This is a genomic window from Spiroplasma endosymbiont of Asaphidion curtum (assembly GCF_964031085.1).
Lineage (GTDB): Bacteria > Bacillota_I > Bacilli_A > Mycoplasmatales > Nriv7 > Nriv7.
The window spans coordinates 620,716-635,125 of sequence record NZ_OZ035001.1 but is presented as its reverse complement, the minus strand read 5'-3'; the positions used below and the strand labels follow the sequence as shown (position 1 = coordinate 635,125).

Genomic DNA, 14,410 nt, shown 5'->3' with positions numbered 1-14,410 from the left:
CTAGTTCTAAAAAAATTTATCATTAAAGCAAAAAAATAAGCTAACTAAACTTTATTAAAATTACTATCAAGAAAGGTAATTTATTATGTTAAAAATTAATAATAATGTAAAAAGTTCAGAAAACAAGCATTGGTTTAGTTTGTTTACAACCCATAAAAATATGTACACCAACAAATGCCAACAACTGGCTAATGAATATGAAAAATTAGATGAATACTTATATAAATATCATTATCGCTTAAAACAAGGTTATAAAGTAGTTCATTTTTCATCAAGAACAATTATTACAATTTTTGGTGATGTTACTTTTAAACGACGCCGATATAAATATTGAAATCAAAAATTAGGTAAATTTGAATATGTATGTTTGTTGGATAAAGAAATTGGTTTATTACCCAAACAACGTATTTATTTTGATGTCCAATTTAAAGTTTTAAGTCTTTTGGGCGACGGTAAGCGGTATCGCGATGTTTTGGATACCCTAAATCATTGTTATATTTCAAAAGCTAGTATTTCAAATATTTTAAATAAATATGATATTGCCGAATATTTTCAACTCGCAGAAAAAGAAACTAAAACTAGAATTGATGTCAAAAATCAGGATTTATACATACAACTAGATGAGACATTTTTAGCGACATTAGATCATAAAGTTAAACAAGACCAAAGAATTCGTTTAGTTACTTTTCATACCGGACATAAAGAAAAAAATTACAAAAATGCTCGTAGAGCGTTAGAAAATAAACGGGGTCATTTTCTAATGTTAAAAGTTGGCAAAAGAATAAATACGATGGATTATCGTGATTTATTAATTAGAGAATTACAAAAACATTATGTGAATATTAATTATGACAGAATAATTGTTTGTGGTGATGGGGATACTTGAATTAGAGAAATTGCTAATAGTTTTGGTAATGTTAGATATATTTTGGATGGGTACCACGCTATTAAAAAATTAAAACAAACAGCATTTAATATTATTTTTGAAAATCGCAAAGTAACACTAAATAGTTGAATTGAATTATATAAGGATGGAAATCATCAAGAATTAATCAAAATCATTCGTAATGTTGCTAAAAATGAATTAAATAAAGATATTAAAACAAAGTTAAGGAAAGCTAGTAATTATTTCAGTAATAATAAGCAAGGTATTCATAACCAAAATTTAGAATGAAATATCGGTTGTAGCATTGAAAGTGATGTATCTCATTTAGTAAAACAACAATTAGGATATGGGGCAAAAATATATAATCATAAGAATTTAAATAACTTATTACATTTAAGAATGGCAAATTTAAACAAATTAAATGTATTACATTATATTAATGAAAATATTAATTCAGAAATAGAAATCAGAAAAGAAATATATAAAAATTCATTATGAAATAAATATAATAATAAAAATGATGATAGTTGAATTAATTATAAATGTAATATTTTAACAAATAAATATAGTAGGTTTAAGTAAGTAAAAATATTAGTTAAAATTTAATAAAATTAATAATTTTTATTGTGTAAAAATTCAATAATATGATAAGATGGTAATGAATAAAAACGACAATAACAAGAAAGGTAGGGTTAGTTTAGTAATTAAATAATATAATTAGCTGATTGTTTTACTTCTTCAAAGCAATACCTAAGAAAAATAAACGCGACCGGAAGGTACTAAAATAATGAAAAAACTTATTATTGCTGCTAGTATTTTAGATGCTAATTATTTGTGCTTAAAAGAGCAATTACAACAGTTGCAAGAAGCAAATATTGATTGAATCCATTATGATGTTATGGATGGTAATTTTGTTAATAATTTAAGTTTTGGAGCTAAAATATTGCAAGATATTACTAAATATCTTGATATTTTTATTGATTGTCATTTGATGGTAAAAGTTAATTGTAATATGGCAAAATATTTAATGCCATATATTGAAGCTAAAGCTAATAGCATTACGATGCATTATGAAGCATTAACATCAGAACAAATAAAAGAATTTATTAGTTTTTGTCAAGATAATAAAATTAAAAAAGTTTTAGCTTTAAATCCGATAACACCAATTGAAGTATTAGAACCATATTTGGAACAATTAGATGCTGTTCTTTTAATGAGCGTGATTCCTGGTAAAGGCGGACAAAAATTTATAATGTCATCGTTAGATAAGATTAAAAATTTAAAAACGAAAATTGTTATTAATAACTATCATTGTTTAATTCAAGTTGATGGTGGCATTAATAATGATATTGCTAAGTTATGTCAAAAGCAAGGGGCTGATATTGTTGTTGTTGGTAGTTATTTAATGCAACATTCACATATGAAACAGGCAGTTAAGGAATTAAAAAATGATTAAGCAAAATTGTTTTGTTATTGTTTGTCAAAATATTAATATTGATTTATCAAAGTGAAAAGATTGTCAATTTATTGCTGTTGAACAAGGAGCGATAAAACTAATTAATGCCAAATTGTAAAGTTAAGTGCAACTAAATTATTTTTCTAACCAAATATTCGATTGGTGAAAGATAATTTAGTATTTTTCTTGGTCTTTGGTTTAAAGACAATATAAATTTATGAACTGCATTTTTAGTAGTATTTGAAAAATTAAATTTTTTAGGAAATTTTTCTCTAATTAAACCATTAGTATTTTCATTAGTACCTCTTTGTCAAGGCGAATACGCATTAGCAAAATAAATTTTCACATTTAAATTTTTTTCAAGTTGTTGTCAATTAGAAAATTTTTTACCCCTATCAAATGTTATAGTCTTAACAAGATTATTTGGAAGAATTGATAAATAATGGCTAATGTTTTCGTTAACAACTTTAGTAGTTCTATTTTCAACTAACATTGCTAAAGTAAATCTTGATGTTCTTTCAACTAAAGTTATTAAACATGATTTACTTTTACCTCGTGATGATACTACAGTATCACCTTCTCAATGACCAACAGTTATACGATTATTAACATTAATATTTCGTTCTTTAATTGATTTACCATTAAATTTACCGCGATTTTCTTGAGATTTTCGTTTCTTACCTTTTCTTCTTAAATTTTTATTAGTAACTTTTTCAAGTAATCCAGAATAAATTCAATTGTAAATTGTTTTAAAACTAATAATTCATTCTTTATGAAAATTTTTAATTCTGCCATAAATTTGTTCAGGCGATCAACCTAATAGTAATTTTTGTTGTACATATTTTACTAATTCTCTATTTTTAAACTTATGAAAATAAACATGTGATTGTTTTCTGTTTTCTGCTTTATTTTGTGCAATTAATGAAAAATAATGATTACTATCTTTATTTCTATTGACTTCTCGAATAATAGTACTAATACTTCGATTAAGATTTTTAGCTATTTCACTAATTTTTACTTTAAACTTCAATTGATTCTCAATATAAATTCTTTCATATATGCCAAGATGTTTGTAACCCATATAAAAACTCCTTGCTTTGTTTTTTCTAAAATAAACTTAGCATCATGAAATTTTTATATGAGATTTTTTGCAATTTTATTTACTTGCACTTACAAGTATAATTCAGCTTATTTAAATTTAATTTTAAATAAATATTTTATGTTATCTATAATTGCAAATTATAAATTGAAGCAATTAAATTAAATCTTAAACTAAATCGTTTTCTACGATTACGATATTTTTCAGTAATAATTTTAAATTTTTTAAGAATAGCAAAAATATTTTCAATAATAATTCTCATTTTTGAAATTAATTTATTATTATGTTTTTGTTCTTTATTTAAAGGGTTTTTCTTTGTTTTTTTCTTAGGTATTAGAACATTACTATGAATTTTTTGTATTCCTTGATAACCATTATCAACTATTAATTTAGTATTTTTTAAAATTGGGATTTTTGATTCTTTAAATAAACAAAAATCATGCTTTTTACCGAGAGAAAAATTTGTTGCAATAATTATTTTGCTTTCTTTTTCAATAGACTTCTTGCATTACTTATTAAAATAATTACAAATAATTTGTAAATAAAAAATACTATATAGTAATTTCTAACTTTTATTAGGTTAATACTTATGGATTTTATTAAATAGACTTCTTGCATTACTTATTAAAATAATTACAAATTATTTGTAAATAAAAAATACTATATAGTAATTTCTAACTTTTATTAGGTTAATACTTATGGATTTTATTAAATGTGTAAATTTTGACACAACAAAAAATTATTTTATTATTTAAATTTAATTTTAAATAAATATTTTATGTTATCTATAATTGCAAATTATAAATTGAAGCAATTAAATTAAATCTTAAACTAAATCGTTTTCTACGATTACGATATTTTTCAGTAATAATTTTAAATTTTTTAAGAATAGCAAAAATATTTTCAATAATAATTCTCATTTTTGAAATTAATTTATTATTATGTTTTTGTTCTTTATTTAAAGGGTTTTTCTTTGTTTTTTTCTTAGGTATTAGAACATTACTATGAATTTTTTGTATTCCTTGATAACCATTATCAACTATTAATTTAGTATTTTTTAAAATTGGGATTTTTGATTCTTTAAATAAACAAAAATCATGCTTTTTACCGAGAGAAAAATTTGTTGCAATAATTATTTTGCTTTCTTTTTCAATAATTACTTGTGTTTTAATAGTGTGTTTTTTCTTTTTTCCTGAATAAGATTGTTTTTGTCTTTTTTTGGGCGTTGAATGGGTGTTTCTGTAGCATCAATAATAATTGTTTTATCATTAAAATAATCATTTATTAATGCTTTTTTACCAGCAAGTTGTTGAAAATCAGGATGTTTGATTAAAATATCTTCAATTCACTTGATATTTCGATAACAACTAGCTTCACTAATATCAAAACTTTTACCAAGATGAAAATAAGTACGATATTCTCGTCAATATGATAAAGTCATCAATAATCTATTTTCTAATGATAATTTATTATTTTTACCACCTCTTTTAAACTTTTTTAACTCAGCTTCTTTTAAAATATTTAACATTTTATTAAAAGTACTTTGCTTTATTCCAGTTAATCGTAATAATTCTTTATCATTAATAAAATTAAATTTATCAAATTTCATAATCTTAAATTCCTTATAATTTCTATTTTAAATATATTTTATAGGAATTTTGTTTAATAAATAAGTAATGCAAGAAGTCTATTTCATAATGAATTTTTATATATTTCTTTTCTGATTTCTATTTCTGAATTAATATTTTCATTAATATAATGTAATACATTTAATTTGTTTAAATTTGCCATTCTTAAATGTAATAAGTTATTTAAATTCTTATGATTATATATTTTCGCCCCATATCCTAATTGTTGTTTTACCAAATGTGACACATCACTTTCGATGCTACAACCGATATTTCATTTTAAATTTTGATAATGAATACCATGCTTATTGTTTTTAAAATAATTACTCGTTTTTCTTAAATTTGTTTTAATATCTTTATTTAATTCATTTTTAGCAACATTACGACTGTTTTTGATTAATTCTTGATGATTTCCATCCTTATATAATTTAATTCAACTATTTAGTGTTACTTTGCGATTTTCAAAAATAATATTAGACTTCTTGCATTACTTATTAAAATAATTACAAATTATTTGTAAATAAAAAATACTATATAGTAATTTCTAACTTTTATTAGGTTAATACTTATGGATTTTATTAAATGTGTAAATTTTGACACAACAAAAAATTATTTTATTATTTAAATTTAATTTTAAATAAATATTTTATGTTATCTATAATTGCAAATTATAAATTGAAGCAATTAAATTAAATCTTAAACTAAATCGTTTTCTACGATTACGATATTTTTCAGTAATAATTTTAAATTTTTTAAGAATAGCAAAAATATTTTCAATAATAATTCTCATTTTTGAAATTAATTTATTATTATGTTTTTGTTCTTTATTTAAAGGGTTTTTCTTTGTTTTTTTCTTAGGTATTAGAACATTACTATGAATTTTTTGTATTCCTTGATAACCATTATCAACTATTAATTTAGTATTTTTTAAAATTGGGATTTTTGATTCTTTAAATAAACAAAAATCATGCTTTTTGCCGAGAGAAAAATTTGTTGCAATAATTATTTTGCTTTCTTTTTCAATAATTACTTGTGTTTTAATAGTGTGTTTTTTCTTTTTTCCTGAATAAGATTGTTTTTGTCTTTTTTGGGCGTTGAATGGGTGTTTCTGTAGCATCAATAATAATTGTTTTATCATTAAAATAATCATTTATTAATGCTTTTTTACCAGCAAGTTGTTGAAAATCAGGATGTTTGATTAAAATATCTTCAATTCACTTGATATTTCGATAACAACTAGCTTCACTAATATCAAAACTTTTACCAAGATGAAAATAAGTACGATATTCTCGTCAATATGATAAAGTCATCAATAATCTATTTTCTAATGATAATTTATTATTTTTACCACCTCTTTTAAACTTTTTTAACTCAGCTTCTTTTAAAATATTTAACATTTTATTAAAAGTACTTTGCTTTATTCCAGTTAATCGTAATAATTCTTTATCATTAATAAAATTAAATTTATCAAATTTCATAATCTTAAATTCCTTATAATTTCTATTTTAAATATATTTTATAGGAATTTTGTTTAATAAATAAGTAATGCAAGAAGTCTAATGTGTAAATTTTGACACAACAAAAAATTATTTTATTATTTGCTGAATTATACTTGTAAGTGCAAGTAAATAAAATTGCAAAAAATCTCATATAAAAATTTCATGATGCTAAGTTTATTTTAGAAAAAACAAAGCAAGGAGTTTTTATATGGGTTACAAACATCTTGGCATATATGAAAGAATTTATATTGAGAATCAATTGAAGTTTAAAGTAAAAATTAGTGAAATAGCTAAAAATCTTAATCGAAGTATTAGTACTATTATTCGAGAAGTCAATAGAAATAAAGATAGTAATCATTATTTTTCATTAATTGCACAAAATAAAGCAGAAAACAGAAAACAATCACATGTTTATTTTCATAAGTTTAAAAATAGAGAATTAGTAAAATATGTACAACAAAAATTACTATTAGGTTGATCGCCTGAACAAATTTATGGCAGAATTAAAAATTTTCATAAAGAATGAATTATTAGTTTTAAAACAATTTACAATTGAATTTATTCTGGATTACTTGAAAAAGTTACTAATAAAAATTTAAGAAGAAAAGGTAAGAAACGAAAATCTCAAGAAAATCGCGGTAAATTTAATGGTAAATCAATTAAAGAACGAAATATTAATGTTAATAATCGTATAACTGTTGGTCATTGAGAAGGTGATACTGTAGTATCATCACGAGGTAAAAGTAAATCATGTTTAATAACTTTAGTTGAAAGAACATCAAGATTTACTTTAGCAATGTTAGTTGAAAATAGAACTACTAAAGTTGTTAACGAAAACATTAGCCATTATTTATCAATTCTTCCAAATAATCTTGTTAAGACTATAACATTTGATAGGGGTAAAGAATTTTCTAATTGACAACAACTTGAAAAAAATTTAAATGTGAAAATTTATTTTGCTAATGCGTATTCGCCTTGACAAAGAGGTACTAATGAAAATACTAATGGTTTAATTAGAGAAAAATTTCCTAAAAAATTTAATTTTTCAAATACTACTAAAAATGCAGTTCATAAATTTATATTGTCTTTAAACCAAAGACCAAGAAAAATACTAAATTATCTTTCACCAATCGAATATTTGGTTAGAAAAATAATTTAGTTGCACTTAACTTTACAATTTGGCATAATAAAATAATTTTTTGTTGTGTCAAAATTTACACATTTAATAAAATCCATAAGTATTAACCTAATAAAAGTTAGAAATTACTATATAGTATTTTTTATTTACAAATAATTTGTAATTATTTTAATAAGTAATGCAAGAAGTCTATTTATTAATGCTTTTTTACCAGCAAGTTGTTGAAAATCAGGATGTTTGATTAAAATATCTTCAATTCACTTGATATTTCGATAACAACTAGCTTCACTAATATCAAAACTTTTACCAAGATGAAAATAAGTACGATATTCTCGTCAATATGATAAAGTCATCAATAATCTATTTTCTAATGATAATTTATTATTTTTACCACCTCTTTTAAACTTTTTTAACTCAGCTTCTTTTAAAATATTTAACATTTTATTAAAAGTACTTTGCTTTATTCCAGTTAATCGTAATAATTCTTTATCATTAATAAAATTAAATTTATCAAATTTCATAATCTTAAATTCCTTATAATTTCTATTTTAAATATATTTTATAGGAATTTTGTTTAATAAATAAGTAATGCAAGAAGTCTATTATTGCCAATTAAAAAGAGTAAAAATAATCCTTTAAATCCAGATAAAAAGGAATATAATAGCTTTTTAAGTAAAGTTAGAATTGCCATTGAACATGTGTTTGCTAGATTAAAAAGATTTAAAATACTAGTTTATCGTTGTCGCAATAAGATTAGAAGATTTGGATTACGATTTAACTTAATTTCAGGAATATATAATTTTGAATTAAGCTAGTTATAGTTATGTACCAAGTCTATTGAAAAAAATGCTTGTTATAAAGTTGGAAATATTTTTTTCATTAGTTTTTGTAGTCTTTCTGCTTTAAATAACTTATTCGTCGCTACTTTTTACTAATTCAAGTACATTCATTCGTTTTAATGTTTCGGTTGAAATTATATAAGTCAGCGTATAAATAATTGTAATCGTTGCTAATGTTATTGGTAAAAGTCATCATTGGAAATATAAGGGAATAATGAATCCAGTAAAAATTCCAATAGTTCATAAGATACCTTGACAAATAAATCAAGCACCGATAAATCCAACGATAAAGCCCATAATAGCAGCAGGAATAAACATTGATAAAGTTAAACTATTAATTTCACGATATTTATATCCTTGAATTTTCATAATGGCCATTAGTTTAGCAAACTGTTGGACAAGAAGGTTAGAAATCATTACAACAATAATTACGGATAGACTAATTGAACCTAAAATAAAGATGGTAGCAATACTAGAAGCCACTGTTGTTAAGTTTTTAATTAATTCTCGTTTTACTGTTAATAGTTCACTGTTAGTTACAGTGTTAGCAACATTATCATTTAAACTAGCAATTGAATAATCACCGAGAATTGAAGTTGTTGAATATCTACTAGTAACATCAGTTAATTCAGAATTAGATGATAATCGACCATTAAATCATAATGGTTCTTTATTAAAAGGATCTTTTTTATAAATGTCACTACTTGTTGTGACATTAAAACCAAGAATTTGATTAGCAACTCGTTGATTAACATAAATTTTTAATTCACCATAAGATTCATGAATTGCTTTAACTTGATATTTAATTTTTTGTGGTGTGGGGGTATTATCAATTTTTAAAATTTTAGGTATTTCTTTATTACCAATAGTTTTACCGTCTAGTATCGCAATAAAAATATTTCATAATGGATTGTCATATGATTGATTTAAGAGATTTAGTGCTGATGTCATAAAGTTTTTATCAACGAATTTATTTTTAGTAGCAAATGGCACAAAGGCTCTAATATGTCATCATTTATTGTCGGGTGATTGTTCAATAACGAATTTATTATTATTTGTTGGTATTTTCTCATTAACAATTTCTTTTAAAAATTCATCTTTAATTGCTGGATATTTGATATTATCAATTGTGATTTCTTCTTTGGGGAATCGTAAAATTATTTCATTTAAGTTACGATAACTTTTAGCAGTGTCATCATCACCAATATCGTTTTCTTTATAACCATAATGATTAGTTCAACCATAAGGAGAGTTATTATCATTAATACTTCATTTATCTAAAGGCATATTATAGATATTTTCAGAGTTATTTTCGTCACGATAAATTCAAAAGGAAGTATGAGCAGGATATCATTTATTATTAGCACTCATATACTGTAATTGTTTTTGTTGAACTTCACTTTCAAAAATACTATCAACTTTTAAATTATGTTTTATTTGCATTGAACGATTAATAATTGCTGGAATTTTATCAAGTCATTTTTCTTCTTGAATATATTTTGAACTTTCTTTTAATGCAATCATGCGACTATTTGGTTTTATTCCTAGTGTTTTAAAAGCGACATTATTTAAGTTAGTATCATAATATGTGTATAATTCATCTTCATTAGCATTATAAGGTAAAGTATTATGAGTAATTGTTAAGCGTTCTTTTCTTCCAAGAATATTAAGAAAGTCTTTAATATAAGAAGGAACAGCTGTTTCAATTGCATTCATTGTACAGGTTCTTCAATTATCGCTAGTATTTATTTTGGTATTAGTTGTTAAGATGGTGTTTACCATTGGGCAAATAATTGTGGATAATAATCCTGAAAGTTTGGGATTATTATTAAAATCCTTAGAAATTTGTTCTAATCAACCTAAAGAAATTCCTCTGCCACCTGTTCAATAATAGTTATAAGCAATTTGTTTTAAAATATCATCTAAATTAATGTTTTTGGTATTATCACTAAGTTTTTTTCAAGATTTAGTAGGAGCATCTTTATAGTAATCAGCTACCGGGCGAATTTCAGTAATTGGGTAATCAAGGCTTTGATTTTGAGCATCAATCCCTTTTCAAGGGTATAAATTATAACGAGTTGTTGGGATATTACTAATTGGTTGTTGAAATTCAGCATTAGTTTGATATTTTAAAAGTCCATAATAAGAATCATCAAGACTGCGAACAGTAGCTGGGAGCATTAAAGCAGTAGCGATAGTGAATGAAGCAATAAGAATTGTTACAAACATAATAATAATTTTCTTATATGAAACTGATGCCAATGCAAAACGAAACCGAGTTTTGAAGCTTCCAAATGCAAATCATCTTTTGTGGATGCCAGAAATTGCTTTTGAAGGTTTGTTATCACTGTTAGGTCGTAATAGGGTAATTGTATTTTTTGCTACTTGTTTATAAGCAGTAATTGTTACCGTAATTAAAATCACAATGATATTAATTGCCAAAGCAATTAGAAAAGGAATGATATCAAAATAAAAAATATTAGTTGGAATCGTAAAGAAATTTTCAAAAATTTTCATTACGGCTATTTGTAAAACACTACCAATAATTCAGCCAATTGGCACAGCAAGAATTGTTGTTATTAAGGCATAAGATCAATATGAACCAATAATTGTTTTATTTTCATAGCCTAATGCTTTCAAAACACCAATTTGTGTTGCGTTGCGTTCAACTGTTTTTCTAATAATTAATACTGTTGCAAAAACTGTTAACATTGTCATAAAAATAACAATAATAATACTAAATCAAGTATATGTTCTAGTAATTGTTGGTAATGAATTAAAACCACGATTAATGTAATTGTTACTGTTACTATTTTCAATCGTTGAAGTTATTTTTAAATCTTGAGTAATTTTTTGAATGTCTTGCGGATTGTTATTGTAAGCTATCATTTTTTGATGAACAGTTTCAATGATATTATTATTTTTTTTAAAATTATCATTAAGAAAAAGTCGAAATAATTCGAAATCATTGGCAATATTATTTCCTGTGTATGTTAAATATACATTGGATATATCTTCAATATCACTATAACGAATGAATTCATCACGAATAAATAATTGGTGGTTAACGAATAAAACAGCTTCTTTTGTTGGATTGGGAAGAAAGTTTATTGGATGAACAACAGGTAAGGATGTAAAGTTATCGCCACCAATGCCAGTAATTATTAATTTATAGCTACCAATTTTAAGAGTATCACCAATTTTATAATTATATTTTTCAGCAAACTGAGGATTAATTACAATTTGATTAGCACCAGTAGGATAGGTGCCACTAATGATTTTAATATTATTTTTTTTAGGGTCATTATTAGGATTAACACTAATTACACGATAACGGATATTAGTAGCAAAATCAGAAAATAAGTACTCTTGGCGTAAATTAACATTAAAGTTACTTAATAAGCCAACTAATTTATTATGTTGATTTCATATTGCTTGCGAAATATCTCAATTATTTCTTAAAGATGTTCCACCAATTGGAAGTGTTAGATATTTGGCAACATTTAGATAATTACTATTCTTATTATCAATTATGTGGTCGTTTGTTAGCTGTAAATTAATTTCATTATTATCTTTGTTAATATTCATTAAAATATTTCCTAAATCACCTTTAAAACCTTGTTTAAAAAAAGCTTTATTATTAAAATTTGTTGCTTGAGGAAACTTTTTTTCATAATCTTCTTTTGTTAATTGTTGAAAAATATTAATTCCGCAACCAAAAATTGGAACATTATCACTAGAAAAATCAGTTTCATTATTTATATCTCTTACTCAACTGTCGTCATTACGAGCATTAATAAAGTCTCTTAAAAATGTTTCTTTAAATACTTTAACTTTGTCAAGATAATTAGCATCTGTTGTTTTTTCTGGATATTTAAGTTTATCATTATTAGCTTTATAAAGGTTAAATAAATAAAAGGCAAAAATTGGTTTAATGTATTCTTCAACCAAGGGTGCATATTGTTCATATAATATTTTAAATTGTTTATTAGGAATGCCATGATATTTTTTATGTAAAATTTGACCAAAGAGTGAATTTTTAAAGGCTGGACTATTTGTATTAATATTTTCTCATTTTAGTAAATTTTTAAAGGAAATATTTTCAATCGTGATAGTATTATCACTTGTTACTTTTTCGGTAATATCTAAACTTTTTGATGTTAATGGTAATAAACACCCCGTACGATCATTTTCATTCGCAATGGTAATTATTGGTGTACTATTATCTTTTATATTTTTACTAATATTAGATTCTGTTAATGAACTTTTACTGAAAGCAGTACAAATATTAAATGTTGGTGATATACTTTGAAGTTTAGGACTATTTTTACTATTAAAGCGATAACTATAATTAAATGGTGTTGTAGCACTATTCATTGCTGTTTCACCATTTAAGAGTCATCTTGTCGTAATTCAAGTTAAGGTAATTGTCGTTGATAAGATAATAGTTAATAAAATTAATGAAATAATTTGGATTTTATGTTTAAATGCTCCTCAAAAGGCTTGCTTAAATAATTTGTTTCATTTTCAATGTTTCATAAGTGTATCTAACCTCAACTTAATAAATTATTATAATAGACTTGGTACATAACCCTCAATTTTATCTACTATTTTGATAATATTATTTTCTAGATGAAGCACAAATATTAGATAAATATAAAGATGAAAGTGAATTTTATAGTTTGGTAGGTGCAAAATGTTATAGTTATGTACCAAGTCTAAAAAAGATAAATATTTTTTAACATAAATAATTATATCAACTTATTTATGAACGACAACCTTGTAAGAATATTAGTAGCAAGATGGACGCATAAAGTTTTGTTAGGTGGGCAAATATTTGAATAAGTATTAAGACAGTCAGCGATGATTGTCTTTTTATTTTATAAGGTGTTAAAATTTGTTCTTTGAAAATTAAATACAAGTGAATTAATAATGTTGGTATGTATTAAAGCACGATAAATTGTGGGTGGTCGCCATAACACCAAAAGAAGTTTACCAGTTAATAGATAACATCCTATTAGCTATAGCAATTTGTTTCATTTTGCAATAGACTTGGTACATAACTATAACTAGCTTAATTCAAAATTATATATTCCTGAAATTAAGTTAAATCGTAATCCAAATCTTCTAATCTTATTGCGATAACGATAAACTAGTATTTTAAATCTTTTTAATCTAGCAAAAACATGTTCAATGGCAATTCTAACTTTACTTAAAAAGCTATTATATTCCTTTTTATCTGGATTTAAAGGATTATTTTTACTCTTTTTAAATTGGCAATAATGTATTTTTATGAACATTTTGCAAACCTTGATATCCTGAATCAGCAATTAATTCTAATTTTGGATTTATAAGTGTATTTGATTTTAAAAATAACTTATAATCATGAATACTGCCATAACAAAAATCTACTGAAATAATTTTATTGTTAAATAAATCAATAATTATTTGCGATTTTAATGAATGTTGCCTTTTCTTACCAGAAAATAATAATTTTAGTTTTTTTTAATTCTTTCAATTGGAATTTCTGTAGCATCAATTGCTAATAAATTATTATTAGTACCCTTATTTTCCAATAATATCTTTTTGCCAGGTATATGAAAGTGACTATTTTTTATTAGAGTATTTTCAACTCAAAAGATATTACGAATACAACTAACATGACTAATATTAGACTTCTTGCATTACTTATTAAAATAATTACAAATTATTTGTAAATAAAAAATACTATATAGTAATTTCTAACTTTTATTAGGTTAATACTTATGGATTTTATTAAATGTGTAAATTTTGACACAACAAAAAATTATTTTATTAGACTTCTTGCATTACTTATTAAAATAATTTGTAATTGCCAAATTGTAA

Annotated in this window: 16 protein-coding genes; 6 read left to right on the top strand and 10 right to left on the bottom strand. The window is 23.6% G+C overall.

From position 1 onward, the window contains the following. Positions 1–85: 85 nt before the first annotated feature. The 3 genes from AAHJ00_RS03745 (at position 86) to AAHJ00_RS03735 (ending at position 2,460) form a co-directional block, all read left to right on the top strand. The gene (locus AAHJ00_RS03745) at positions 86–1,468 is read left to right on the top strand and encodes an Mbov_0401 family ICE element transposase-like protein (RefSeq protein WP_342224072.1); all 1,383 of its coding nucleotides are present in this window, start codon (positions 86–88) and stop codon (positions 1,466–1,468) included. A 205-nt stretch (positions 1,469–1,673) separates the two neighbouring features. Beyond that, entirely contained in the window at positions 1,674–2,342 is a 669-nt protein-coding gene (gene rpe, locus AAHJ00_RS03740) for a ribulose-phosphate 3-epimerase (RefSeq protein ID WP_342224569.1), read from the top strand. Continuing rightward, positions 2,335–2,460 carry a hypothetical protein gene (locus AAHJ00_RS03735; protein WP_342224568.1) on the top strand — a complete coding sequence of 42 codons (126 nt, stop codon included), beginning with the start codon at positions 2,335–2,337 and terminating at the stop codon, positions 2,458–2,460. The genes rpe and AAHJ00_RS03735 overlap by 8 nt, the downstream gene beginning before the upstream one ends. 12 nt (positions 2,461–2,472) lie before the next feature. Here the strand turns inward: AAHJ00_RS03735 and AAHJ00_RS03730 are convergent, their stop codons facing one another. Further along, positions 2,473–3,423 (bottom strand): IS30 family transposase, encoded by a 951-nt coding sequence (locus AAHJ00_RS03730; RefSeq protein ID WP_342224567.1) that lies wholly within the window; start codon positions 3,421–3,423, stop codon positions 2,473–2,475. A gap of 57 nt (positions 3,424–3,480) precedes the next feature. Here AAHJ00_RS03730 and AAHJ00_RS03725 point away from each other — a divergent pair, with 57 nt between their 5' ends. Then, entirely contained in the window at positions 3,481–3,606 is a 126-nt protein-coding gene (locus AAHJ00_RS03725) for a hypothetical protein (RefSeq protein ID WP_342224566.1), read from the top strand. On the opposite strand, the gene AAHJ00_RS03720 is transcribed toward AAHJ00_RS03725, so the two are convergent. The 5 genes from AAHJ00_RS03720 to AAHJ00_RS03700 all read right to left on the bottom strand — a co-directional run bounded on the left by AAHJ00_RS03720 (position 3,569) and on the right by AAHJ00_RS03700 (position 6,719). Further along, a complete protein-coding gene (locus AAHJ00_RS03720; RefSeq protein ID WP_342224610.1) occupies positions 3,569–3,871 on the bottom strand; it encodes a transposase family protein in 303 nt (100 codons plus the stop codon). The two genes, AAHJ00_RS03725 and AAHJ00_RS03720, sit on opposite strands and share 38 nt — an antisense overlap. Positions 3,872–4,226: 355 nt before the next feature. Then, a protein-coding gene (locus tag AAHJ00_RS03715) for an IS5 family transposase (RefSeq protein ID WP_342223477.1) occupies positions 4,227–5,050 on the bottom strand; the annotation gives its coding sequence in 2 pieces (ribosomal slippage) (positions 4,227–4,654 and positions 4,654–5,050; 825 coding nt in all). 53 nt (positions 5,051–5,103) lie between these two features. Continuing rightward, complete coding sequence (locus tag AAHJ00_RS03710; RefSeq protein ID WP_342224216.1) at positions 5,104–5,307, bottom strand: hypothetical protein; 204 nt, start codon at positions 5,305–5,307, stop codon at positions 5,104–5,106. A gap of 417 nt (positions 5,308–5,724) precedes the next feature. Further along, positions 5,725–6,547 (bottom strand): IS5 family transposase gene (locus AAHJ00_RS03705; protein ID WP_342223496.1). Its coding sequence is split into 2 segments (ribosomal slippage): positions 5,725–6,151 and positions 6,150–6,547, totalling 825 coding nucleotides; the frame shifts between segments, so codons are not numbered across the junction. Between the two features lie 22 nt (positions 6,548–6,569). Then, complete coding sequence (locus AAHJ00_RS03700; protein ID WP_342224565.1) at positions 6,570–6,719, bottom strand: hypothetical protein; 150 nt, start codon at positions 6,717–6,719, stop codon at positions 6,570–6,572. Positions 6,720–6,776: 57 nt separating this feature from the next. On the opposite strand from AAHJ00_RS03700, the gene AAHJ00_RS03695 reads away from it, so the two are divergent. Further along, the gene (locus AAHJ00_RS03695) at positions 6,777–7,727 is read left to right on the top strand and encodes an IS30 family transposase (RefSeq protein WP_342223478.1); all 951 of its coding nucleotides are present in this window, start codon (positions 6,777–6,779) and stop codon (positions 7,725–7,727) included. Between the two features lie 125 nt (positions 7,728–7,852). Here AAHJ00_RS03695 and AAHJ00_RS03690 read toward each other — a convergent pair whose 3' ends face one another. Next, positions 7,853–8,227 carry a transposase family protein gene (locus AAHJ00_RS03690; protein ID WP_342224444.1) on the bottom strand — a complete coding sequence of 125 codons (375 nt, stop codon included), beginning with the start codon at positions 8,225–8,227 and terminating at the stop codon, positions 7,853–7,855. A gap of 84 nt (positions 8,228–8,311) precedes the next feature. On the opposite strand from AAHJ00_RS03690, the gene AAHJ00_RS03685 reads away from it, so the two are divergent. Continuing rightward, the gene (locus tag AAHJ00_RS03685) at positions 8,312–8,521 is read left to right on the top strand and encodes a transposase family protein (protein ID WP_342224364.1); all 210 of its coding nucleotides are present in this window, start codon (positions 8,312–8,314) and stop codon (positions 8,519–8,521) included. Between the two features lie 96 nt (positions 8,522–8,617). Here AAHJ00_RS03685 and AAHJ00_RS03680 read toward each other — a convergent pair whose 3' ends face one another. The 3 genes from AAHJ00_RS03680 to AAHJ00_RS07915 all read right to left on the bottom strand — a co-directional run bounded on the left by AAHJ00_RS03680 (position 8,618) and on the right by AAHJ00_RS07915 (position 13,981). Then, positions 8,618–13,084, bottom strand: coding sequence for an ABC transporter permease (locus tag AAHJ00_RS03680; RefSeq protein ID WP_342224564.1), 4,467 nt, complete (start codon positions 13,082–13,084; stop codon positions 8,618–8,620). A 530-nt stretch (positions 13,085–13,614) separates the two neighbouring features. After that, positions 13,615–13,845, bottom strand: coding sequence for a transposase family protein (locus AAHJ00_RS03675; protein WP_342224563.1), 231 nt, complete (start codon positions 13,843–13,845; stop codon positions 13,615–13,617). Further along, on the bottom strand, positions 13,814–13,981 hold the full coding sequence (locus tag AAHJ00_RS07915) for a hypothetical protein (protein ID WP_425288886.1): 168 nt from the start codon (positions 13,979–13,981) through the stop codon (positions 13,814–13,816). The genes AAHJ00_RS03675 and AAHJ00_RS07915 overlap by 32 nt, the downstream gene beginning before the upstream one ends. Positions 13,982–14,410 lie beyond the last annotated feature (429 nt).